The sequence below is a fragment of the Cupriavidus sp. C2SS-8b genome (assembly GCF_057073745.1).
Genome location: NZ_CP172716.1, coordinates 2,886,113 through 2,908,158 on the forward strand (window position 1 = coordinate 2,886,113; position 22,046 = coordinate 2,908,158).

At 66.6% G+C, this 22,046-nt stretch carries 20 protein-coding genes; 14 read left to right on the plus strand and 6 right to left on the minus strand.

Translation table 11 applies throughout. The annotated features are described in order from the left end of the window. Positions 1-73 precede the first annotated feature (73 nt). Genes mutL through ACIGJB_RS13370 form a run of 3 tightly spaced genes read left to right on the plus strand, consistent with a single transcriptional unit; the run spans position 74 to position 3,572 of the window. Positions 74-2,026 carry a DNA mismatch repair endonuclease MutL gene (gene mutL / locus ACIGJB_RS13360; RefSeq protein ID WP_483730261.1) on the plus strand — a complete coding sequence of 651 codons (1,953 nt, stop codon included), beginning with the start codon at positions 74-76 and terminating at the stop codon, positions 2,024-2,026. 41 nt (positions 2,027-2,067) lie between these two features. Continuing rightward, positions 2,068-3,024, plus strand: coding sequence for a tRNA (adenosine(37)-N6)-dimethylallyltransferase MiaA (miaA, locus tag ACIGJB_RS13365; protein WP_483730262.1), 957 nt, complete (start codon positions 2,068-2,070; stop codon positions 3,022-3,024). A 44-nt stretch (positions 3,025-3,068) separates the two neighbouring features. Next, positions 3,069-3,572: an N-acetyltransferase family protein gene (locus ACIGJB_RS13370; protein WP_483730263.1), complete on the plus strand. Its 504-nt coding sequence runs from the start codon at positions 3,069-3,071 to the stop codon at positions 3,570-3,572. 6 nt (positions 3,573-3,578) lie between these two features. Here ACIGJB_RS13370 and ACIGJB_RS13375 read toward each other — a convergent pair whose 3' ends face one another. Then, on the minus strand, positions 3,579-4,505 hold the full coding sequence (locus tag ACIGJB_RS13375; protein WP_483730264.1) for a LysR family transcriptional regulator: 927 nt from the start codon (positions 4,503-4,505) through the stop codon (positions 3,579-3,581). A 117-nt stretch (positions 4,506-4,622) separates the two neighbouring features. Between ACIGJB_RS13375 and ACIGJB_RS13380 the strand changes: the two genes are divergently transcribed. Continuing rightward, on the plus strand, positions 4,623-5,516 hold the full coding sequence (locus tag ACIGJB_RS13380) for a sterol desaturase family protein (protein ID WP_483730265.1): 894 nt from the start codon (positions 4,623-4,625) through the stop codon (positions 5,514-5,516). A gap of 60 nt (positions 5,517-5,576) precedes the next feature. Further along, positions 5,577-7,016 (plus strand): coniferyl aldehyde dehydrogenase, encoded by a 1,440-nt coding sequence (locus ACIGJB_RS13385; RefSeq protein ID WP_483730266.1) that lies wholly within the window; start codon positions 5,577-5,579, stop codon positions 7,014-7,016. A gap of 123 nt (positions 7,017-7,139) precedes the next feature. On the opposite strand, the gene purM is transcribed toward ACIGJB_RS13385, so the two are convergent. Then, complete coding sequence (gene purM / locus ACIGJB_RS13390; RefSeq protein ID WP_483730267.1) at positions 7,140-8,192, minus strand: phosphoribosylformylglycinamidine cyclo-ligase; 1,053 nt, start codon at positions 8,190-8,192, stop codon at positions 7,140-7,142. A gap of 157 nt (positions 8,193-8,349) precedes the next feature. Between purM and ACIGJB_RS13395 the strand changes: the two genes are divergently transcribed. From ACIGJB_RS13395 to ACIGJB_RS13435, 9 genes are all read left to right on the plus strand, one after another. After that, positions 8,350-9,420 carry an AI-2E family transporter gene (locus tag ACIGJB_RS13395; protein ID WP_483730268.1) on the plus strand — a complete coding sequence of 357 codons (1,071 nt, stop codon included), beginning with the start codon at positions 8,350-8,352 and terminating at the stop codon, positions 9,418-9,420. A 101-nt stretch (positions 9,421-9,521) separates the two neighbouring features. Next, positions 9,522-10,229, plus strand: a complete 708-nt coding sequence (gene hda, locus ACIGJB_RS13400; protein WP_483730269.1) for a DnaA regulatory inactivator Hda — start codon at positions 9,522-9,524, stop codon at positions 10,227-10,229. A gap of 84 nt (positions 10,230-10,313) precedes the next feature. Further along, entirely contained in the window at positions 10,314-10,988 is a 675-nt protein-coding gene (locus tag ACIGJB_RS13405) for a histidinol-phosphatase (protein ID WP_483730270.1), read from the plus strand. Between the two features lies 1 nt (position 10,989). Continuing rightward, positions 10,990-12,498 carry a polynucleotide adenylyltransferase PcnB gene (gene pcnB / locus ACIGJB_RS13410; RefSeq protein ID WP_483730271.1) on the plus strand — a complete coding sequence of 503 codons (1,509 nt, stop codon included), beginning with the start codon at positions 10,990-10,992 and terminating at the stop codon, positions 12,496-12,498. Beyond that, positions 12,495-13,022 carry a 2-amino-4-hydroxy-6-hydroxymethyldihydropteridine diphosphokinase gene (gene folK / locus ACIGJB_RS13415; RefSeq protein WP_483730272.1) on the plus strand — a complete coding sequence of 176 codons (528 nt, stop codon included), beginning with the start codon at positions 12,495-12,497 and terminating at the stop codon, positions 13,020-13,022. Before pcnB ends, folK begins: the two co-directional genes overlap by 4 nt. A 33-nt stretch (positions 13,023-13,055) precedes the next feature. Next, positions 13,056-13,700 (plus strand): deoxynucleoside kinase, encoded by a 645-nt coding sequence (locus ACIGJB_RS13420; RefSeq protein WP_483730273.1) that lies wholly within the window; start codon positions 13,056-13,058, stop codon positions 13,698-13,700. A 103-nt stretch (positions 13,701-13,803) separates the two neighbouring features. After that, positions 13,804-14,625 (plus strand): 3-methyl-2-oxobutanoate hydroxymethyltransferase, encoded by an 822-nt coding sequence (gene panB, locus ACIGJB_RS13425; RefSeq protein WP_483730274.1) that lies wholly within the window; start codon positions 13,804-13,806, stop codon positions 14,623-14,625. Positions 14,626-14,628: 3 nt separating this feature from the next. Beyond that, positions 14,629-15,327, plus strand: coding sequence for an ABC transporter permease (locus ACIGJB_RS13430; RefSeq protein ID WP_483730275.1), 699 nt, complete (start codon positions 14,629-14,631; stop codon positions 15,325-15,327). Then, a complete protein-coding gene (locus ACIGJB_RS13435; RefSeq protein WP_483730276.1) occupies positions 15,324-16,010 on the plus strand; it encodes an energy-coupling factor ABC transporter ATP-binding protein in 687 nt (228 codons plus the stop codon). Before ACIGJB_RS13430 ends, ACIGJB_RS13435 begins: the two co-directional genes overlap by 4 nt. Positions 16,011-16,031: 21 nt before the next feature. Here ACIGJB_RS13435 and ACIGJB_RS13440 read toward each other — a convergent pair whose 3' ends face one another. The 4 genes from ACIGJB_RS13440 to ACIGJB_RS13455 form a co-directional block, all read right to left on the minus strand. Further along, positions 16,032-17,897, minus strand: a complete 1,866-nt coding sequence (locus ACIGJB_RS13440; protein WP_483730277.1) for a chorismate-binding protein — start codon at positions 17,895-17,897, stop codon at positions 16,032-16,034. Positions 17,898-18,006: 109 nt separating this feature from the next. Further along, a complete protein-coding gene (gene dnaJ, locus ACIGJB_RS13445) occupies positions 18,007-19,143 on the minus strand; it encodes a molecular chaperone DnaJ (protein ID WP_483730278.1) in 1,137 nt (378 codons plus the stop codon). A gap of 169 nt (positions 19,144-19,312) precedes the next feature. Beyond that, on the minus strand, positions 19,313-21,253 hold the full coding sequence (gene dnaK / locus ACIGJB_RS13450) for a molecular chaperone DnaK (RefSeq protein ID WP_483730279.1): 1,941 nt from the start codon (positions 21,251-21,253) through the stop codon (positions 19,313-19,315). 204 nt (positions 21,254-21,457) lie between these two features. Then, positions 21,458-22,033: a cob(I)yrinic acid a,c-diamide adenosyltransferase gene (locus tag ACIGJB_RS13455; protein ID WP_483730280.1), complete on the minus strand. Its 576-nt coding sequence runs from the start codon at positions 22,031-22,033 to the stop codon at positions 21,458-21,460. Positions 22,034-22,046: the final 13 nt, after the last annotated feature.

A 22,046-nucleotide genomic window follows, 5' to 3' on the forward strand; every position in this document is an offset into this window, starting at 1 on the left:
CGCCCGACGCTTCGGTCACTGGACGCCCCCGAAGCGGTCATCCCGCGTGTGGCACGGCACGTATAATCGCCGCATGCCAGCCTCCGCCTCCCGAACCGCGCAGCCGCCGCGCCCGATCCGCCCCCTGCCCGACCAGCTCATCAGCCAGATCGCCGCGGGTGAAGTCGTGGAACGCCCGGCCTCCGTGGTGAAGGAACTGCTCGAGAACGCGCTCGACGCCGGCTCGAGCCAGCTCGGCATCCGGCTCGAGGAAGGCGGCGTGCGGCGCATCGTCATCTCGGACAACGGTTGCGGCATCCCCGCATCCGAACTGCCCGTGGCCCTGATGCGTCACGCCACCAGCAAAATCGCTTCGCTCGATGAACTCGAGGCCGTGCTGACCCTCGGTTTCCGCGGCGAGGCCCTGGCCTCGATTGCTTCCGTGTCCCAGCTGTCGCTGACCAGCCGCACCGCGAATGATCCGCACGCCACGCTGGTCAGTGCCGATACCGGCGCCTTGCAGCCGGCATCTGGCGGCGTCGGCACAACGGTTGACGTCCAGCATCTCTACTTCAACACTCCCGCGCGCCGAAAGTTCCTCAAGTCGGAACAGACCGAGCTCGGGCATTGCCTGGAAATGGTCCGGCGCGCGGCGCTGGCCCGTCCCGACGTGGCGATCTCGGTCCACCACAACGGCAAGCCGCTCGAACACTGGAACGCCGGCGATGTGGCCACGCGCACGGCGCAGGTGCTCGGCAGCGATTTTGCCCGGGCCCGGTTACCGCTCGATGAAGCGGCCGGCGATCTCCATCTCTATGGTTTCGCCGGATTGCCCACGGCCTCGCGCGGGCGGCCGGACCAGCAGTACTTCTTCGTGAACGGCCGCTTCGTGCGCGACAAGCTGCTCAACCATGCGGTGCGCAGCGCCTACCAAGACGTGCTGCATGGCGACCGTTTCCCGTCCTACGTGCTGTGCCTGGACCTGCCGCCCGAGATGGTGGATGTGAACGTCCACCCGTCGAAGATCGAGGTGCGCTTCCGCGAATCACGCGCCGTGCACCAGTTCGTCTATCACGCCGTGCAGCGCTGCCTGGCGCGCCAGGCCGGCGAGCATGGCGACAGCCTGCACACCGGCACGGACGATGAGCCGGTGCCCGCGGCGGGCGCCATCCGGCTGCAAGAGCCACGCGCGCCCTACGGTGCAGCGGGCAGCGGCAGCCAGTGGGTCAACTATTCGGCGGCGCGCCAGACCGAACTTGGCATCGCACAGCCGCGACAGGCCTATCTGGGCATGGTGCGTGACGCCACGGCGCCGCGGCCTTATATGCCGTCGTCCCAGCCTCCCGCATGGCTGGCCGATGCGCAGGCCGCGCGGGCCGATGAGCCGCCCGGCCTGCTCGACGGCATCGCCGTGGCCCGCCCACTCCCGCCCATGGCGGATGACGCCGCCCAGGACACCGACGATCACCCGCTCGGCTACGCGATCGCCCAGCTGCATGGCGTCTATGTGCTCGCGCAGAATGCGCGCGGCCTGGTGCTCGTCGACATGCACGCGGCGCACGAGCGCATCCTGTACGAACAGATCAAGGACGCGCTTGATGCGCGCGATCTCGCCGTGCAACCGCTGTTGCTGCCCGTGACCCTGCCAGCAAACCCGGTGGAGATCGGCACGGCCGAGGAACATCGCGAAACGCTGGCGTTGCTCGGTTTCGACATCGCGCCGGTATCGCCGACCACGCTCGCCGTGCGCGCCGTGCCGGCTTTGCTGCAGCAGGCCGACGCCGAGGCGCTGGCGCGCGACGTGCTCCGCGACCTGAACGCCTACGGCGGCTCGCGCGTGCTGGCGGAGCGCCGCAATGAACTGCTGGCCACGCTGGCGTGCCACAGCGCGGTGCGCGCCAACCGCAAGCTCACGCTCGAAGAGATGAACGCGCTGCTGCGCCAGATGGAGCAGACCGAGCGTGCCGACCAGTGCAACCACGGCCGCCCGACCTGGGTCCAGCTCAGCGTGGCCGAGCTGGACCGGCTGTTTCTGCGCGGCCAGTAAGGCCGCCCTCCCGCACCACGTCCTGCCCTTCCTGAGTCCTGATGTCCGCCTTGCCGTCGTCCGAACACCCGCCCATCGTCTGCCTGCTCGGCCCGACCGCCTCCGGCAAGACCGCTGCCGCGCTGGCCCTGGCGCAGCAGGCAGCCGTGGAGATCATCAGCCTGGATTCGGCGCTGGTCTATCGCGAGATGGATATCGGCACCGCCAAGCCCACGCCCGACGAGCTGGCCGCGGTGCCGCACCACCTGATCGACATCATCGATCCCGCCGACAGCTACTCCGCCGCGCAGTTCGTCAGCGACGCTGAACGGCTGATCGGCGAGATCCGCGCGCGCGGGCGCCAGCCGCTGATCGTCGGCGGCACCATGCTGTACTACAAGGCGCTGACGCAGGGCCTGAACGACCTGCCCCAGGCCGATCCGGCCGTGCGCGCCGAACTCGACACACTGGCCGCCGCACGCGGCTGGCCCGCGCTGCACGCGATGCTGGCGAAAATCGATCCCGTCACGGCCGCGCGGCTCGCGCCCAACGATGCCCAGCGCATCCAGCGCGCGCTGGAGATCCACCGGCTGTCCGGGCAACCGATGTCCGAACTGCTGGCGCGGCAGGCTGACGGCCGCACCTTCACCGGCGCGGCCGACCAGCGCTACCGCGTGATCGCGCTGGAGCCCTCGGACCGCGCCGTGCTGCATGCGCGCATTGCCGCGCGCTACGACGCCATGCTGGCCGGCGGCCTGATCGAGGAAGTCGAACGCCTGCGCCGGCGCGGCGATCTCCACCCCGGCCTGCCGTCGATCCGCTGCGTGGGCTACCGGCAGGTCTGGGAGTACCTCGACGGCGACAGCGACTACGCGACCATGCGCGAACGCGGCATCGCGGCCACGCGCCAGCTCTGCAAGCGCCAAATCACATGGCTGCGCAGCACGCCGGAGCGCGTGTCCGTCGATTGCCTCGCGCCGGACTACGTCGCGCAAGTCGCACGTCTGGCCGGTATGTGACGCAGCGGCGATAATCGTCGCCTGTTCCGACGATGCCCCGCACCATGCCGTCTGCTTCCTTTGCCATCCGCCCCGCCACGCCCTCCGACAGCGCCACGCTGTTCCGCCTGATCTCGGCACTGGCCGAATACGAAAAGCTGACCCATCTGGTCGAAGCCACGCCGCAGAAGCTTGAACACGCGTTATTTGGCACGCAGCCGCAGGCCGAGGCCGTGCTGGTCGAAGCCCATACACCTGATGGCACGCGCCCCGTCGGCTTCGCGCTGTTCTTCCACAATTTCTCGACCTTCCTGGCCAAACCGGGGTTGTATCTCGAAGACCTGTTCGTCGAACCGGCCTGGCGCGGCCATGGCCTTGGCAAGGCGCTGCTCCGGCACCTGGCGGCGTTGGCGGCGGAGCGCGGCTGCGGCCGCTTCGAATGGTCGGTGCTCGACTGGAACACGCCGTCCATCGACTTCTACAAGGCGATGGGCGCTGACGTGATGCCGGACTGGCGCATCTGCCGCGTCACCGGCGACGCGCTGGCCCGCCTCGGCACGCCGGACTGAACCGGCCTATTGCGGCAAGCTATCGAGCGGTGCGCTGATCTCCGCGGCCACCCGCTCGATGGAGCGGATCGCTTCTACCGCCATCGGTGAAGGGGTCCGGTTGCGCAGGCTCACGATGCCCATGCCGGCGTTCAGCGCCGGCAATCCCTCCACATCGAGCGCGACCAGTTCGCCGGAGGCCAACTCGGCCCGGACCGACGTATCGGTGGCGCCGAGCACCATGTCCGTGGACAAGGTGACCGCGCGGATCACGGCGAAGTTATCGCACTCCAGTGCCAGCACGGCGTCCTGGCCAGCCGGCAAGCCGAGCGCCCGGGCAAACGCCGCTGTTACCACGCGCGGCGCCTTGACGCTGGCCACGCCGTACTGCCAGGCCTCCCTGATCGTGCATGTCTTGCCGGCCAGCGGATGCCCCGCGCGGACAAAGAAGCGCGCCGACTGGGCCGGCAACGCGCGCACGTCCAACGACGCATCCTCTGCCAGGTCGCGCACGTCGGCAACGAAAAACTCGATATCCTCCGCGCGCAGGCGCTCGAGCAATAGCACCCAGTTGCTCTCCTCTACCCGCAACGCGACCTGCGGATGCTCGCGCCGAAGCGCCGACAGCACGCGCGGCATCAGCGTCGCGGCGGGAAACGGTCCGACCCCGAACGCCGTGTCTCCAAGCTGGGTGTCCCGGTAAAGCTCGACATCGCGCTGCATGCAGCGTGCCTCGAACAGCAGCCGACGCGCACGTTCCAGCACGAATTCCCCGGCCGGCGTGAGCCGGATATCGCCGGCCTCGCGCTCGAACAGCCGCACGCCGAGATCACTTTCGATGGCCTGGATGCTGCGGCTGAACGCCGGCTGGCTCAGGTGGACCTGCTCCGCCGCGCGGGCGAAGTGCAGCGTATCGGCAAGCGCGACCACATGGCTGAGCCGGCGGAGATCCATGGGCAACCTCATTGCGTATCACACATTGGAACGATGTTCATTATGCATTGGACGCATCGGAAGAGCCAACCTAGAGTTTCCGCACAACCAGCATCGAAGAGATCGGAGACAACCCGCATGAACCTTCAGCTACAGAACCTGCTGATCGGCAGTATCATCCTTGGCTTTGCCGTCATGGAATTTGCCACGCGGCGCTACCAGCAAGGCGTGCGCGCCGACGCCAACGACACCAAGCTCGAAGTGCTGATGTTCGTCAGCCTGGTCGCCGTGACACAGCCGCTCGCGCTGCTCGGCGCCAACTGGCTGTGCAACGCCTTTATGCCCGGCATGCGCGGTGCGTGGTCCCACCTGCCGTGGTGGGCCATGACCGCGATCCTGCTGGTCGCCGACGACATGACGCAGTACTGGTGGCATCGTGCCTCCCATTCGCCGTGGTTGTGGCCGCTGCATCGCGCGCACCACTCGGCGTCGTACATGAGCATCCGCGTCACGTACCGGAATAACTTCTTCTATTACCTGATGATGCCTGGACTGTGGAGTGCGGGCGTGCTGCTGTACCTCGGCTTCGGCAAGGTCTATGCCGTGTACATCGTGGTCAAGATGCTGGTGATCCTCGGCGCGCACTGCGCCTGGCGCTGGGACGAGCCGCTGTACCGCATCCGCGTGCTGCGCCCGCTGATGTGGGTGGTGGAAAGAACCATCTCCACGCCGGCCACGCACTGGGCCCACCATGCGCTGACCAATGCCGACGGCATCGGCCACTACAAGGGCAACTTCGGCAACCTGCTGTTCTTCTGGGATGTGCTTTTCGGCACGGCCCACATCACCCGTCAGTACCCCGCGAAGGTCGGGCTGGAGGATGATCGCCGTTTCGGCGCCGAGCACTGGGCCGCGCAGATGTTCTACCCCCTGCGCCATTCGCAGCGCCAGCATACGGCCTTGCGCTTCGGCGGACAGGCTTACGGCGACCAGGACGCCGCGACCGACGCCACGGCCGCTGGCAAACCGTGACGCGGGCAGCGCATCAGGACGACTTCACGCCTCAACCGGAACCAAACAACAGGAGACCCCGTGGGTGCCATTGACCTGCCAGCCGATCACGTGGTGATGCCGGAAGAATTCCAGGCCTGTTTTGCGCGTCAGCGGCAGGCCTATCTCGCCGACCCCGAGCCAGGCCATGCGCAACGGGTCGCCGACCTGGCGAAGCTGTCGCGCATGCTCAAGGAAAACCGCGCGCAGATCGTTGAAGCGATCGGACGAGACTACGGCAGCCGCTCCGAATTCGAGACCCTGTTCGCGGAGTTCTTCGTCGCGCTCGAATCGATCCGCGACACCCGCAAGCAGTTGCGCAAGTGGATGAAGCCGCAACGGCGCCATATCGACATGCTGATGTACCCGGGTGCGCGCAACCGCGTCATCCCGCAGCCGCTTGGCGTGGTCGGGGTGATCGTGCCGTGGAATTTTCCGCTCAACCTGGCGTTCTGCCCGCTTGCCGCGATCTTCGCGGCGGGCAACCGCGCCATGGTCAAGATGTCGGAAAACTCGCGCCACCTCGCGCAGTTGCTGGCGCGCATCAGCCCGCGCTACTTCCCCGAAGACAAGCTGAGATTCTTCGAAGATGGCGGCGGGCGCGGGCCGGCCTTTTCCTCGCTGCCCTTCGACCACCTGCTGTTCACCGGCTCGGGCGCGACGGGCCGCGCGGTCATGGCCAATGCGGCGCGCAATCTCACGCCGGTCACGCTGGAACTGGGCGGCAAGGCCCCCGCCATCGTGGCGCCGGACTTTCCAATCCAGACTGCCGCCGAACGTATCCTGTGGGTCAAGCTGTTCAATGCCGGGCAGATCTGCACCAACGTCGACTACGTCTTCCTGCCCGAGGGCGCGGTGGACGCGTTCGTCGCGCATGCCAGGCGGCTGGTTGCCGAGCGCTTCCCCGACCTGAACGGCAACGACTACACGGCCATCATCGACCAGCGCGCCTATGACCGCCTGCATGCGACGCTCGAGGATGCGAGGGCAAAAGGCGCAACGATCGTCGAGCTGGCCACCGGCGACGCCGCGACGCGCAAGTTCGCGCCTTGCCTGGTGCTCGATCCCCGCGAGGACATGCTGGTGTCGCAACGCGAGATCTTCGGGCCGATCCTGCCCATCCGCACCTATCGCGACCACCAGGAAGTGGCCGACTACATCAACGCGCATGACCGGCCGCTGGCGATCTACCCGTTCACGCATGACAAGGCGCTGCAGCGGTACTACATCACGCACGTGATGTCCGGTGGCGTATCGGTGAATGATGCGCTGCTGCACGTGGCGCAGCATGACCTGCCATTTGGCGGCGTCGGGCCGAGCGGGATGGGGCACTACCACGGCCGTGAGGGGTTCAATACCTTCTCCAAGCTGCGGCCGGTGTTTTATCAGGGGCCGGTGTCGCTGGTGCAGAAGCTGTTTCAGCCGCCGTATGCGGGCAAGGCCATGAAGCTGATGAATCTGCTGACCAGGCTGAAGGGATAGCGCTGCGGGCGGTCCTGTCCAGCCCGGCCCAAGCCCAAAATCAAAAAGGGCACATGCGATGCATGTGCCCTTTCCCATCTCACCGTCGCCATGCCGGAAAACCGGCACAGGACAAGCCGGTCGTCAGACCACCACGGTCTGCGGCTGGCCTTCCGCGCGCTCGCGGATCTCGCCGATCTGCCACACGGCCTCGCCGGCAGCCTGCAGGTGACGGATCGCGCGTTCGGCATCTTCCTTCGCGACGATCACCACCATGCCGATACCGCAGTTGAACACGCGATGCATTTCGTCGTCCGCCACGCGGCCCTGCGACTGCAGCCACTGGAACAGCGGCGGCAGCGTCCAGGCGTCGCGGTGGAGCACGGCCGTGGTGTTCTGCGGCAGCACGCGCGGCACGTTTTCGGTCAGGCCGCCGCCGGTGATGTGGGCCATGCCCTTGACCGGCAGGGTCTCGATCAGCGACAGCAGCGGCTTCACGTAGATATGCGTCGGCGCCATGATGGCGTCCTGCAGGCGCTGGCCGTGGAAGTCGGCGTTCAGATCCGGCTTGGCCACTTCAATGATCTTGCGCACCAGCGAATAGCCGTTGGAGTGCGCGCCCGACGAAGCCAGGCCCAGCACCACGTCGCCCGGGGCAATGGTGGTGCCGTCGATGATCTTGCGCTTTTCCACCGCGCCGACCGCGAAGCCGGCCAGGTCGTATTCGCCGTCCGGGTACATGCTCGGCATTTCGGCGGTTTCGCCGCCGATCAGCGCGCAGCCCGACAGTTCGCAACCACGGGCGATGCCCTGGATCACGGTGGCGGCGGTGTCCACGTCGAGCTTGCCGCACGCAAAGTAATCGAGGAAGAACAGCGGCTCGGCGCCCTGCACCAGGATGTCGTTGACGCTCATGGCGACCAGATCCTGGCCCACGGTGTCGTGGCGGTTCAGCTGGAACGCCAGCTTGAGCTTGGTGCCCACGCCGTCGGTGCCCGACACCAGCACGGGCTCCTGGTACTTCTTCGACAGTTCGAACAACGCGCCAAAACCGCCGATGCCAGCCATCACGCCTTCGCGCATGGTCCGCTTGGCAAACGGCTTGATGCGGTCGACCAGGGCATCGCCGGCATCGATGTCAACACCGGCATCGCGGTAGGAAAGGCCTGCCTGGCCAGCGGTCGAGGAAGCGCTCATGGGAACCTGCTTGTGTCAGAGGAGATAAAGTGGTGAATTCGCCGCTCCGGCGGCCCCGGCAGCAGCAGGGGGCGGGCGCGAGTCCAGTAGAATCGCGATTTTAACGGATACAGGCGCCCGGCTACCAGTTTCGCCATTCCATCCTATGCGCCCACCGATGAACGCTCCCCTGCTGAACCAAGAGACCAAGCGCGTCCTGCTGTGGATTGTGGTCGCCGCGGGCCTGTTTGCGGCCATCGTCGCGCTGGCGCCGATCCTGACGCCATTCCTGCTGTCGTTCATCTTTGCCTATATCCTGACCCCGGGCGTCGATTGGCTCCAACGCCGGCGCATACCGCGCGCCATCGGGGTGACGCTGATGATCCTGCTGCTGCTGGTGATCGGCGTGGTACTGGTGCTGCTGCTGATCGCCGTGCTCCAGCGGGAAATCCCCCAGGTCCGCGAACAGTTGCCGGTGCTGCTGAAGAAGCTCAACGCCGTGGTCGCGCCGCGCCTGGCCGACTTCGGCGTGCGCGTGCGCTTTGATTTCCCGGGCCTGCGCAGCATGCTGTCGGACCGTTTCTCGGCCAGCCCCGAAGACTTGCTGGCGGTGTTCCTGAACTATGCCAAGGTCTCGGGCTCGGCCCTGATCGAAGTGGCCGGCCTGCTTTTCATCGTCCCCATCGTCATGTTCTACCTGATGATGGACTGGCACATGGTGATGCGGCGCATCGAAGGCCTGGTGCCGCGCCGCTGGGTGCCCAAGGTGCGCGAACTGACCGGCGAGACCGACGTGCTGCTGTCGCAGTACCTGCGCGGCCAGATCCTCGTGATGGTGATCCTGGCCTCGATCTATTCGATCGGGCTGACTGTTGCCGGCTTTGACGTTGGCGTGCCCGTGGGCGTGTTCACGGGCCTGGCGGTCTTCATTCCCTATATCGGCTTCGGCGTCGGCCTGGTGCTGGCGATCCTGGCCGCGCTGCTGCAGTTCGGCGACTGGTACGGGCTGGCGGCGGTCGCGGTCGTGTATGGCATCGGCCAGTTCATCGAAAGCTTCTACCTGACGCCGCGCCTGGTCGGCGAGCGCATCGGGCTGCACCCGCTGGTGGTGATCTTCGCCCTGCTTGCCTTCGGCCAGCTGTTCGGCTTCTTCGGCGTGCTGCTGGCGCTGCCGACTTCCGCCGTATTGCTGGTCGGAGCCAGGCAGCTGCGCCGCGCGTACCTGGCCAGCGACCTTTATCGGAAATAACGGAAATAACGGAAGCAACGGGAAAAATGACGGACAATAGTCGGCTTGAGCCGATTCCAAGCGCACCGCGCGAGCTGTTTCCAGCAAGCAAGCCATACGTCATGTCCCCGCGTCCCAAGCAACTTTCGCTCGAGCTTGGCAGCCCCCCGCCTTCGACCTTCGACAATTTCGTCGTGGCTTCGAACCGCGAGGCGGTGCAGCGCCTGCGCGACCTGCCCAATGCGGTCGCGCAGGAGCGCGCCGTGGACCGGCTGGTCTACGTGTGGGGCGAAGTGGGCTGCGGCCGCACGCACCTGCTGCACGCCGTGTGCGAAGCCACGCCGCAGACCGGCATCAACTGCCGCTACCTGAGCCCGCACCACCCGCTGTCGGACTTCCTGTTCGATCCGTCCTGCCAGCTCTATACGGTGGACGATGTCGACCTGCTCGACGAAGCGCGCCAGATCGCGGTGTTTTCGCTCTACAACGAAGTCCGCGCGCACGTGCGCACCGCGCTGGTCGTGGCCGGGGGCCTGGCGCCGCGCGCCATGCCGGTCCGTGAAGACCTGCGCACCCGGCTGGGCTGGGGCCTGGTCTACCAGGTGCAGCCGTTGTCGGACGAAGACAAGATGTCAGCTGTGCTGCAAGCGGCACGCGAGCGCGGACTGCAGCTTTCCCCGGAGATCACCCACTGGCTGGTGACCCGCCATTATCGCGACATGCCCAGCCTGATGGCGCTGCTCGATGCGCTCGATACGTACTCGCTGGAGCGCAAGCGCCCGGTGACCTTGCCCCTGCTTCGCGAAATGTTCGCGGAGTTCCGGGAATAATCGCCACTTGCTTCGTTCGGGCCGGAGCGGTCTCGCGGGCCACGTTGCCGACCGGTCTCCTCCCTTAAGGTAAAATCGCGCCCCATGAATCTGGCACTCTTTGATCTCGACCATACCCTGATCCCCACTGACAGCGACCACGAATGGGGCCGCTTCCTGGTGCGCCAGGGCGTTGTGGAAGAGGAATCCTACCGCAGCAAGAACGACGAGTTCTATGGCCACTACAAGGCCGGCACCCTGGATATCCAGGCTTTCCTGCGCTTTGCGCTGGCGCCGCTGGCCGCCAACCCGCGTGACCGGCTCGACGCCCTGCGCCAGCGCTTCATGCATGAAGTGATCGACCCCGTCATGACGCCGCAGGCCCGCGCGCTGGTCTACAAGCACCTGGAAGCCGGCGACCTGTGCGCCGTGGTCACGGCCACCAACAGCTTCGTCACGGCGCCGATCGTGGCGGCGTTCGGCATCAAGCACCTGATCGCCACCGAACCGGCAACGGTTGACGGCAAGCCGGAAAGCCAGTTCACCGGCGAGGTCGACGGCGTGCCGAGTTTCCGCGAAGGCAAGATTACCCGCGTCGACGCCTGGCTGAAGAGCCAGGGCGCGCACTGGAACGACTTCGGCACCACCTACTTCTACAGCGACTCGGCCAACGACCTGCCGCTGCTGGAAAAGGCCAGCGAGCCCATCGCCACCAACCCGGACGATCGCCTGCGCGAGCATGCCGCCGCCGCAGGCTGGCGCATCATGGATCTGTTCTGACGTGATCAAGAAGCTCATCAACCGCCTGCTGGGCAATCCTGGCCCCAAGCAGCGCCGCATCGGCCGCGCCCACACGCCGCGCATCGTCACCGTGGAAGAGCACCGCATTGACCCGACCCTGCTGTCGCGCAATGCCGTGAAAGTGACCTCCACGCTGCAACAGGCCGGCTACCAGGCGTTTATCGTCGGCGGCGCGGTGCGCGACCTGCTGCTGGGCATCAAGCCCAAGGATTTCGACGTCGCCACCAATGCCACGCCCGAGCAGGTGCAGGCGCTGTTCCGGCGCTCGCGCATCATCGGGCGGCGTTTCCAGATCGTCCACGTCACGTTCTATGGCGGGCGCGAGCAGGAAATCATCGAAGTCTCCACGTTCCGCGCGCTGGTCGATGCCGTGGCCAGCGAAACGCTGCCCGAAGGCCGGCGCCTCAAGCGCTCCGAACTCGACAGCAAGACCCACGCGATCGATGCCTCGGGCCGCGTGCTGCGCGACAACGTGTGGGGCTCGCAGGCGGAAGACGCGGAACGCCGCGACTTCACCATCAACGCGATGTACTACGACCCGGCCGCGCAGACCGTGCATGACTACCATCACGGCATGGAAGACATCCGCGCGCGCACGCTGCGCATGATCGGCGACCCGGTCACGCGCTACCGCGAGGACCCGGTGCGCATGCTGCGCGTGGTGCGTTTCGCGGCCAAGACCGGCTTCGGCATCGACGAGGCCACGCGCGAGCCGATCGAAGGCCTGGCCACGCTGATCCACAACGTGCCCAGCGCGCGCCTGTTTGACGAGATGCTCAAGCTGCTGATGTCCGGCCACGCCTGGGCATCGCTGCAGGAACTGCGCAAGGCCGGCCTGCACCAGGGCCTGCTGCCGCTGCTGGACGTGGCGCTGGAGCAGCCCATGGGCCAGCGCTTCGTGCAGCTGGCGCTGGACAACACCGACCGCCGCGTGCAGTCGGGCAAGCCGGTCTCGCCGGGCTTCCTGTTCGCCGCGCTGCTGTGGCACCACGTGCTGCAGCACTGGAATGCCGAGCGCGCACGCGGCGAGCACCCGATCGCGGCGCTTAACACGGCCATGGATGCCGTGCTGGAAAAGCAGACCGGCCAGTTGGCAATCCAGCGCCGCTTCGTCACCGACATGCGCGACATCTGGGGCATGCAGCCGCGCTTCGAGAAGCGCGTGGGCCGCATGCCGTTCCGCCTGCTGGAGTCGCCGCGCTTCCGTGCCGGTTTCGACTTCCTGCACCTGCGCTGCCAGTCCGGCGAAATGCCGGAGGAGCTGTCGCGCTGGTGGCAGGACTTCCAGGATGCCGACCCCGACGAACGCGAAGGCCTGATCGATGGCGCCCGCACGCCGCGTGGTCCGGCGGCCGAGGGCGACGCCCCGGCACGCAAGAAGCGCCGCCGACGCAGTCCGCGGAAATCGGATAAAGTTTCTTCCCGGAGCGACACGGAAGCGGGGCAGGAAGTCCATGCCGGCCGCGACCAGCCGGAGGAACATCAATGAAACTCGCCTTCATCGGCATCGGCGCCAACCTGGGCGATGCCCGCCAGGCGCTGAAAGACGCCATCGTGTGCCTGGCCCAGCAGGTCGGCATCACGGTGCTGGCACGGTCCGCGCTGTACCGGACCGCGCCCGTCGATGCCGGTGGCGACGACTACTACAACGCGGTGGTCAAGGTGCAGACCTCGTTCACCGCCGCGCAGCTGCTGCGCATCTGCCACCACATCGAAGACCAGTTCGGCCGCGAACGCCCGTTCCGCAACGCGCCGCGCACGCTGGACCTCGACCTGCTGGTGTTCGGTGACGAGCAGCACAACGACGAACAGCTCACCGTGCCGCATCCGCGTGTCACCGTACGTGCCTTCACGCTCGTGCCGCTGCTCGAACTGGCCCCGGATCTCGTGATCCCCGGCATGGGCCCGGCGATCGACTACCTCGCCGGTGTCGGCGACCAGCGCATCGAGAAGGTTTCCTCCTGCAAGTGCCTGCGGGCATTGGCAGCCGGCAACGCCGGCACCGGCGGCTGAGCCGCGGGGCCGCACGCCCGCGCTGTCAACGATATGCTCGAACACCTGCGTCGCATCGTGGTGGAAGGTCCGGTCGGCTCCGGCAAGACCGCGCTGGCCCAACGCCTCGCGCACACGCTGCACGCGACCGAGCTCCTCGATGGCGCCCGCGCCAACCCCTTCCTGGAACGCTTCTACCGCGAACCGGCCCGCTACGCTTTGCCGCTGCAGCTGGCCTGCCTGAACAAGCGCGCCGACCAGCTCCAGCAATGGCAGAACGCCCTGCTGGCCACGCAGCGCATGGTGGCCAATTTCCTCTTCGCCCGGGACCGCCTGTACGCTTCCCTGACGCTGCCCGAAGACGAACTCGCGCTCTATGACGCGATTGCCGCACGCCTGCAGCTACCGCCGCAGCGCACCGATCTCGTGATCATGCTGCAGGCGACGCCGTCATTGCTGCGCGAGCGCATCGCCCGCCGTGGCGCGCCCGGCGAGGCCACCGGCATCGACGAGTCATACCTGCAACGGCTCACGGATGCCTACGGCGAACTGTTCCATCGCTACGACGAAGCCCCGGTGCTGATCGTGGATACCGCCCATTTCAATCCGGTGGACAACGATGGGGATTTCCGTACACTACTGACGCGCATCGAGAACATGCGCGGCCGCAGGGCCTTTCTCAACCTGGCTGCGCCCTGACCGCGGCCGGGCAGCCGAGCGATGCCCGGGGCGGTACATAACCATAACGACAGCCGTGCCGGCCGCTACACGCCGAGCGCCTCTCTCCTGACTCGTCACTGCCATGAGCTACCTCCTCGACCCCACCCGCAAGACCGTCACCATCACCCGTCTGCAGGCCATGCGCGACGCCGGCGAAAAAATTGCCATGCTGACCGCCTACGACTCCAGCTTCGGCGCACTGCTGGATTTCTGCGGCGTGGAAGTCATCCTCGTGGGCGACTCCCTCGGCAACGTGATGCAAGGCCAGCAGACCACGCTGCCCGTGACGCTGGAGCACATGGCCTACCACACCGAATGCGTGGCGCGCGCCAACCAGACCGCGCTGCTGGTGACCGACCTGCCCTTCGGCACCTACGGCACGCCGGAAATGGCCTTTGCCAGCGCGGTCGCGCTGATGCGCGCCGGCGCCCACATGGTCAAGCTCGAAGGCGGCGACTGGCTTGCCCCGACGGTCAAGTTCCTGGTCGAGCGCAGCATCCCGGTGTGCGCTCACATCGGCCTGACGCCGCAGTCGGTGCACGCGTTCGGCGGCTTCAAGGTACAGGGCAAGACCGACGAAGGCGCGGCCCAGCTCAAGCGCGACGCGCTCGCAATGCAGGACGCCGGCGCGCAGATCGTGCTGATGGAGGCGGTGCCCGCCACGCTGGCCGGCGAGATCACGCGGCAGCTCAAGGTACCGACCATCGGCATCGGCGCCGGTGCCGAGTGCTCCGGCCAGGTGCTGGTGCTGCAGGACATGATCAACGTCTACCCGGGGCGCAAGGCCAAGTTCGTGCGCAACTTCATGGAAGGCCAGACCACGATCGAAGGCGCCATCCGCGCCTACGTGGCCGCCGTGAAGGACGGCAGCTTCCCCGCAGCCGAGCACACCTTCTCCGCCTGACCGGTGGAGATCGGCGCCGCCACGCTGGCCGCGTTCCGCCTGCTCGCGAGCGGCGACGCGGCGCTCTGGTTCATTGTCTGGACCTCGCTGATGGTGGCGGTGCTGGGGCTGGCCATCGCCACCGCCCCCGCGGTGGGCGCGGCGTGGCTGATCTCCACGCACCAGTTTCCGGGCCGCCGCGCGGTGGTCGTGGTGGCGCAGGCCTTCCTCTCGTTTCCGACCGTGCTGGTCGGACTCATCCTCTACCTGGTGCTGACGCGGCAGGGCCCGCTGGGCAGCCTGGCGCTGCTGTTCACGCCGGCCGGCATGGTGCTCGGGCAGGCGGTGATCGGGTTTCCCGTGATCCTCGCGTTTTCGCTGTCCACGCTGCAGGGCGCGGATCCGCGCCTGCGCGAAACTGCGCGCGTGCTTGGTGCTGGGCGCTGGCGCACGTTCGTCACGGTTATCCGGGAACTGCGTTTCGGGTTGATGGCGGCCATCGTCGCCGGCTTCGGCCGCGTCATTGCCGAAGTCGGTTCGGCGCTGATGATCGGCGGGAATATCGAAGGCTCGACGCGCACCATCACCACGGCGATCGCGCTGGAAACCAGCAAAGGCGAATTCGCGCAGGGGATTGCACTCGGCATCGTGCTGGTGGCGCTGGCGCTGCTGGTGAACATTGCCTTGTCGTGGCTGCAAGGCGCCGGAGGCTTCCGCCGATGAATGTCCCGACCACGCCATTGCTGACCGTGCGCGGACTGTCGCGCCGCATCGGGGGGCGCCGGCTGTTCGAGATCGGCGAACTGGTCTTTCCGCGCGCCGCGGCCATCGTGCTGACGGGGCAAAACGGCGCGGGCAAGACTACCCTGCTGCGCATGGTGGCCGGCCTGGAATCTGCGCCGGGCGCTACGGTTCATTGGACCGACGGCAGCGCCGCGGCACGCAGCGCACCGCTCGATCCGCTGCCGCGCGAACTGCGCGAGCGCATCGCGTATTTGCATCAGCATCCCTACCTGTTCCGAACCTCCGTGCGCGAGAACATCGCCTACGGCCTGCACGCGCGCGGGCTGCCGCAGCAGGAGATTACCCAGCGGGTGGATGAAGCACTGGCATGGGCTGGCGTCGCGCACCTGCAGGACACCGCGCCTGAGCGCCTGTCTGGCGGAGAAGTCCAGCGCGTCGCGCTGGCGCGCGCCAAGGTGCTGGAGCCGGAACTGATGCTGCTCGATGAGCCCACTTCCAGCCTGGACGGCCAGGCGCGAGAACAGGTCATTGCGCTGGTGCGCGAACTGGCGGCCGAGGGCCGCACCGTGGTGATGATCTGCCACGACCGTGACCTGATCAATTTGCCCGGCGTGGTGCGGTGGAAGCTGGGGGATGGGGTTCTGGATACGCAGCATCGGTAGCACTGCGATCGCCATCCCCTTCTAGCGCAACGTCGCCCGCATCGCCCCGCGCAGCGAATTCACTGCAACGATCGCCTCCGCGCGCATTAGCATCGCGCGCGTCAAGATGCCCTCGCGCGCGGGGCCATCAAGCAGGGCATCACCTTGCTCCAGCACCACGGCCCGCATCACGCCAGGCAGGATGTCCGCGCTTAGCGGCGGCGTCAGCCATTCCCCATCGACCTTGACGAACACCGAGCTGCGGCCGCCTTCCAGCAATTCGCCGCGCGTGTTGAAGAACAGCCGATCGAAGCAGCCTTCCCGTTCCGCCGCCTGCCAGCCGGCGTCGTAGACCGCGCGCACGCTGGTCTTGTGCCGGCGCAGCGGATCGGCATCCGGCAGCGGTTCAACAGCGCAATCAAGCATAACGGTCTGTGCAGCGAGCGGCTGTAGTGCACCACTGGCGAATACAAGCTTGCCGGCCTTGTCGACGCTGATTCGCAAGCGCCAGTTGCCCGCACCAAGTCGCACGGCCTCTGCGTCGACAGCGGCGCTCGCTGCCGCGCGGTCGAAGGCAAACCCGAATGTCGCCGACGATAAGGCCAGGCGCGCCAGATGCCGGTCAAGGCGCAGGCAATGGCCGTCCTCGACACGCAAAGTCTCGAACAGCATGAAGCCCGGATCATGACGGGTCACGAAGCGCGCCTTCCAGCCGCATTCGGCAAATTCGTCCGCCGCCACGCTGTCATGCACGATGCCGCCGCCCACGCCCATCTCGCCGGTTCGCAGCCCATCAGGCGCCGGTGGCGACAGCGCCAGCGTACGGATGGCCACCGACATGGCGAAGCGGCACAAATCGTGATCGCCGGCGGCCGGCGCGTCCAGCCAGCCGATTGCGCCCGTATAGAGTCCGCGCGGCGCCGATTCCAGCTCGGCAATGATCTGCATGGTGCGCCGCTTGGGCGCGCCTGTGATCGACCCGCACGGAAACAGTGCGCCGAACAATTCGCCAAAGCGCGTATCCGGCCGTGCGTTTGCCGTGACGGTCGATGTCATCTGCAGCACGGCGCCGAATGGGTGCACGACGAAGCGGTCCGGCACGGCCACGCTGCCCGGCTGCGCGATGCGACCCAGGTCATTGCGCAGCAGGTCCACGATCATCACGTTCTCGGCGCGGTTCTTGGCATCGGCTGCGAGTGCGGCGGAGGCTTGCGCGTCCTTTTCCGGATCACCGGAACGCGGCGCGGTGCCCTTCATCGGGCGCGTGACGAGGCGGCCCTCGCCGTCGTGCTGGACGAACAACTCTGGCGATAGCGACAACACCCAGGCATCGCCCGGCAGGCAGGCCAGCACGCCGAACGGCACCGGTTGCGCAGCGCGCAGCGCCGCATACAGCGCGCGCGGATCGCCGAAGGCGGAAAACGCGAGCCGCTGCGTGAAATTGACCTGGTAGGTATCGCCGGCCTCTATCCAGGCATGGATGCGCGCGATCGCGGCATCGAAGGCCTCGCTCGGGGTGTCGGCGGTGATATCCATGAGCCCGGCGGGCGCTTGCGCATCGGGCGCCGGAAGCCAGTCGCGCACGGCAGCGCCGTCCAGGCGCTGCATCTCGCGGAACCACAGCAGGCGCACGGCACCGTCATGGAACGGCAGCCTGTTGTCCGTATGCGCAGGCGCACCGACCAGCGCGCCGCCGAACTCGTAAGGCGCGAACAGCGTGGCATGCCAGCCTTGGCGCCAGCCTTCGGCGAGCAGGATGTCGAGTTCGGCGGGATTGCTGCCGGCTGGCAGCAAGTCTTCACGGGCCAGACCAGTGTACAGGCGCGAGGCTGCTTCGCCTGGCGGCGCGCTAGCATCGTCCAGCAGTACGAAAGATTCGGGATTGGGGCAGGAATGCGGGGAAGGCACGGCCGAAGCGGGAGAAAACGCAGCGCCTGCATTATGCGCTGCCGGCCCGCATCGCGGGCACAAAAGCAAACCGGCCACGCGCTTGCGTGGCCGGTTTGCCGGGGTTGGCTTAGCTGAAGAAGCTCTTCACCTTGTCCAGCCAGGACTGCTCCTGCGGACTGTGGCGCGAGCCGCCTTCATGCACCGAGCGATCGAACTGGCGCAGCATGTCCTTCTGCGCATCGGTCAGCTTGACCGGCGTCTCCACGGCCACATGCACGTAGAGGTCGCCCGGATAGCCCGAACGCACGCCCTTGATGCCCTTGCCGCGCAAGCGGAAGGTCTTGCCGGACTGCGTCGCCTCGGGCACCGGGAAGGTGGCCTTGCCGTTCAGCGTCGGCACTTCCAGGTCGCCGCCCAGCGCCGCGGTGGCGAAGGAGATCGGCATCTGGCAGTGCAGGTCGTCGCCGTCGCGCTCGAACACCGGGTGCGCCTTGATGTGGACTTCCACATACAGGTCGCCCGGCGGGCCACCGTTGATGCCCGGCTCGCCGTTGCCGGACGAGCGGATGCGCATGCCTTCGTCGATGCCGGCCGGAATCTTCACTTCCAGCGTCTTCTGCGACTTCAGCTTGCCCTGGCCGTGGCACTTGGTGCACGGCTTCGGGATGAACTTGCCGCTGCCGTGGCACTTCGGGCAGGTCTGCTGCATGCTGAAGAAGCCCTGCGATACGCGCACCTGGCCGGCGCCGTGGCAGGTCGGACAGGTTTCCACGCTCGAACCGGGCTCGGCGCCATTGCCGTGGCAGTGGTCGCACTCGTCCCAGTGCGGCACGCGGATCTGCGCCTCGTGGCCGTGCGCGGCCTGCTCCAGCGAGATTTCCATGCTGTAGCGCAGGTCGGCGCCGCGATAGGCCTGCGGGCCGCCGCCGCGGCGACCGCCGCCGCCCTGCTGGCCGAAGATGTCGCCGAAGATATCGCCAAAGGCCTCGGCAAAGCCGCCGTAGCCCTGGCCGCCGCCGAAACCGCCGGCCATGTTCGGATCGACGCCGGCATGGCCATACTGGTCGTATGCTGCCTTCTTCTCCGCATCGGAAAGCATCTCGTAGGCCTCTTTGACCTCCTTGAATTTTTCCTCGGATTCCTTGCTGTCCGGATTGCGGTCCGGGTGGTATTTCATCGCGAGCTTGCGATAAGCCTTCTTGATCTCGTCGTCGCTCGCGTTCTTGCCTACCCCGAGCACTTCGTAGTAGTCACGTTTTGCCATGGTGGCTCATTACCTTTTGGCCCGGAACCGCCGCTGCAGCGGCTCCCGGCGAATAGCAAAAAAGCCGAGCGAGGCATCCGACGGCGGTTTCCCGCTGGGTCCGATGTCCGTCGCCCGGCGTCGGGACAGGGGCGGCGCCGGCGCATGCCCGCGCCGCCGCCCTTCCCGATTACTTCTTGTCGTTGACTTCCTTGAACTCGGCGTCGACCACGTTATCGTCCTGCGGCTGGGCTTGTTGAGCACCGGCGCCTGCGGCACCCGCCGCGCCCTGCTCGCCGGCCTTGGCCTGCATGTCGGCGTAGACCTTCTCGCCCAGCTTCTGGCTGACTTCCGACAGCGCGGCAACCTTGGCGTCGATCTCGGTCTTGTCGCCAGCGCGTGCGGCGTCTTCCAGTTCCTTGATCGCAGCTTCGATCTTTTCCTTCTCGCCGGCTTCCAGCTTGTCGCCGTATTCGGTGACCGCCTTCTTGGTCGAGTGGATCAGCGCGTCGGCCTGGTTGCGGGCGTCAGCCAGCTCGCGGGCCTTCTTGTCTTCCTCGGCGTTGGCCTCGGCGTCCTTCACCATGCGCTGGATCTCGTCTTCCGACAGACCCGAATTCGCCTTGATGGTGATCCGGTTTTCCTTGCCGGACGCCTTGTCCTTGGCGCCCACGTGCAGGATGCCGTTGGCGTCGATGTCGAACGACACCTCGATCTGCGGCGTGCCGCGCGGTGCCGGCGGAATGCCTTCGAGGTTGAACTCGCCCAGCAGCTTGTTGCCGGTCGCCATTTCGCGCTCGCCCTGGTACACCTTGATGGTCACGGCCGGCTGGTTGTCGTCGGCGGTCGAGAACACCTGCGCATGCTTGGTCGGGATGGTGGTGTTCTTGGTGATCATCTTGGTCATCACGCCGCCCAGGGTCTCGATACCCAGCGACAGCGGCGTCACGTCCAGCAGCAGCACGTCCTTGCGGTCGCCCGACAGCACCGAACCCTGGATCGCGGCACCGACGGCCACGGCTTCGTCCGGGTTCACGTCCTTGCGCGCTTCCTTGCCGAAGAACTCCTTGACCTGTTCCTGCACCTTCGGCATGCGGGTCATGCCGCCGACCAGGATCACGTCGTCGATATCGCTGACCTTGACGCCCGCATCCTTGATCGCGGTGCGGCACGGCTCGATGGTGCGCGTGATCAGCTCTTCGACCAGCGATTCCAGCTTGGCGCGGGTCATCTTCAGGTTCAGGTGCTTCGGACCCGAGGCATCGGCCGTGATGTACGGCAGGTTGATCTCGGTCTGCTGCGAGCTCGACAGTTCGATCTTGGCCTTTTCAGCGGCTTCCTTCAGGCGCTGCAGGGCCAGCACGTCCTTCGACAGGTCGACGCCCTGGTCCTTCTTGAACTCGGCGATGATGTAGTCGATGATGCGCTGGTCGAAGTCTTCGCCGCCCAGGAACGTATCGCCGTTGGTCGACAGCACTTCGAACTGCTTCTCGCCGTCCACGTCCGCGATCTCGATGATCGAGATGTCGAAGGTACCGCCGCCGAGGTCATACACGGCGATCTTGCGGTCGCCCTTCTCGTTCTTGTCCAGGCCGAAGGCCAGCGCGGCCGCGGTCGGCTCGTTGATGATGCGCTTGACTTCCAGGCCGGCGATGCGGCCGGCGTCCTTGGTGGCCTGACGCTGCGAGTCGTTGAAGTACGCGGGCACCGTGATCACGGCCTCGGTGACCGGCTCGCCCAGGTAGTCCTCGGCGGTCTTCTTCATCTTGCGCAGCACTTCGGCGGACACCTGCGGCGGGGCCAGCTTCTGGTCGCGCGCGCCAACCCATGCGTCGCCGTTGTCGGCCTTGACGATGGAATACGGCATCAGGCCGATGTCCTTCTGGACTTCCTTCTCTTCGAACTTGCGGCCGATCAGGCGCTTCACGGCATACAGCGTGTTGCGCGGATTGGTCACGGCCTGGCGCTTGGCCGGCGCACCGACCAGGATCTCGCCGTCTTCCATGTAGGCGATGATCGAGGGCGTGGTGCGAGTGCCTTCCGAATTTTCGATGACCTTGGGCGTATTGCCTTCCAGGATCGCCACACAGCTATTGGTGGTACCGAGGTCGATACCGATGATCTTTCCCATTTGTTCTCTCCTATTGAGCCATCGCCATCCGCGCGGCTGCAATTCATCCTGAGTGCGAAATGTGGCCGTCCAAGGCCATTTCAAGGGCGGAATCTGCAAATCCGAGTAATTTTCTCGGTTACTTCCATCCGGTCAACGGCGCGCCCGCGTCCGGCCTTGAACAATCCGGACCGCGAGCGATTTTCTACGCCAAAAAGCAGTGCTTCAATCACTTTTATCCGAAGAATTCGCCGTATCGCGTCCGCGCTGCCACAGCACGTCGCTTCCCCCATCGACACGGTTCAGCACCCGGGCCAGCACGAACATCAGGTCCGACAGCCGATTCAGGTACTGGCGTGGCGCTTCATTGAGCGCCTCGGTGGCGCCCAGCGCGACCAGCGCGCGCTCGGCGCGCCGGCACACGGTGCGGCAGATATGGGCCTGCGCGGCGGCCCGGCTGCCGCCCGGCAGGATGAATTCGGCCAGGCGCGGCAGCCCCGCGTTGTAGTGAGCCAGCCAGGCGTCGAGCTGCGCCACCTGTTCGGGCTTGAGCAAGGTGTAGCCGGGGATGGACAGTTCGCCACCAAGGTCGAACAGGTCATGCTGGATATGCAGCAGCGCGTCACGCACGTCGGCCGGCAGCGTTTCGGTGAGCAGCACGCCGATCTGCGAATTGGTTTCGTCGACGTCGCCGATGGCGGCGATGCGCAGGCTGTCCTTGCCCGTGCGGCTGCCGTCGCCGAGGCCGGTGGTGCCGGCGTCGCCGGTGCGGGTGGCTATCTTGGACAGGCGGTGGCCCATGCCGGTCTCCTCT

What these genes read in the sequence shown, in the direction of transcription:
- miaA (WP_483730262.1), top strand. Translation starts at nt 2,068, where the DNA reads ATGTCCGCCTTGCCGTCGTCCGAACACCCGCCCATCGTCTGCCTGCTC.
- mutL (WP_483730261.1), top strand. Translation starts at nt 74, where the DNA reads ATGCCAGCCTCCGCCTCCCGAACCGCGCAGCCGCCGCGCCCGATCCGC.
- ACIGJB_RS13370 (WP_483730263.1), top strand. Translation starts at nt 3,069, where the DNA reads ATGCCGTCTGCTTCCTTTGCCATCCGCCCCGCCACGCCCTCCGACAGC.
- dnaK (WP_483730279.1), bottom strand. Translation starts at nt 21,253, where the DNA reads ATGGGAAAGATCATCGGTATCGACCTCGGTACCACCAATAGCTGTGTG.
- ACIGJB_RS13405 (WP_483730270.1), top strand. Translation starts at nt 10,314, where the DNA reads ATGAATCTGGCACTCTTTGATCTCGACCATACCCTGATCCCCACTGAC.
- ACIGJB_RS13380 (WP_483730265.1), top strand. Translation starts at nt 4,623, where the DNA reads ATGAACCTTCAGCTACAGAACCTGCTGATCGGCAGTATCATCCTTGGC.
- ACIGJB_RS13375 (WP_483730264.1), bottom strand. Translation starts at nt 4,505, where the DNA reads ATGGATCTCCGCCGGCTCAGCCATGTGGTCGCGCTTGCCGATACGCTG.
- ACIGJB_RS13395 (WP_483730268.1), top strand. Translation starts at nt 8,350, where the DNA reads ATGAACGCTCCCCTGCTGAACCAAGAGACCAAGCGCGTCCTGCTGTGG.
- ACIGJB_RS13435 (WP_483730276.1), top strand. Translation starts at nt 15,324, where the DNA reads ATGAATGTCCCGACCACGCCATTGCTGACCGTGCGCGGACTGTCGCGC.
- hda (WP_483730269.1), top strand. Translation starts at nt 9,522, where the DNA reads ATGTCCCCGCGTCCCAAGCAACTTTCGCTCGAGCTTGGCAGCCCCCCG.
- dnaJ (WP_483730278.1), bottom strand. Translation starts at nt 19,143, where the DNA reads ATGGCAAAACGTGACTACTACGAAGTGCTCGGGGTAGGCAAGAACGCG.
- purM (WP_483730267.1), bottom strand. Translation starts at nt 8,192, where the DNA reads ATGAGCGCTTCCTCGACCGCTGGCCAGGCAGGCCTTTCCTACCGCGAT.
- ACIGJB_RS13420 (WP_483730273.1), top strand. Translation starts at nt 13,056, where the DNA reads ATGCTCGAACACCTGCGTCGCATCGTGGTGGAAGGTCCGGTCGGCTCC.
- panB (WP_483730274.1), top strand. Translation starts at nt 13,804, where the DNA reads ATGAGCTACCTCCTCGACCCCACCCGCAAGACCGTCACCATCACCCGT.
- ACIGJB_RS13455 (WP_483730280.1), bottom strand. Translation starts at nt 22,033, where the DNA reads ATGGGCCACCGCCTGTCCAAGATAGCCACCCGCACCGGCGACGCCGGC.
- folK (WP_483730272.1), top strand. Translation starts at nt 12,495, where the DNA reads ATGAAACTCGCCTTCATCGGCATCGGCGCCAACCTGGGCGATGCCCGC.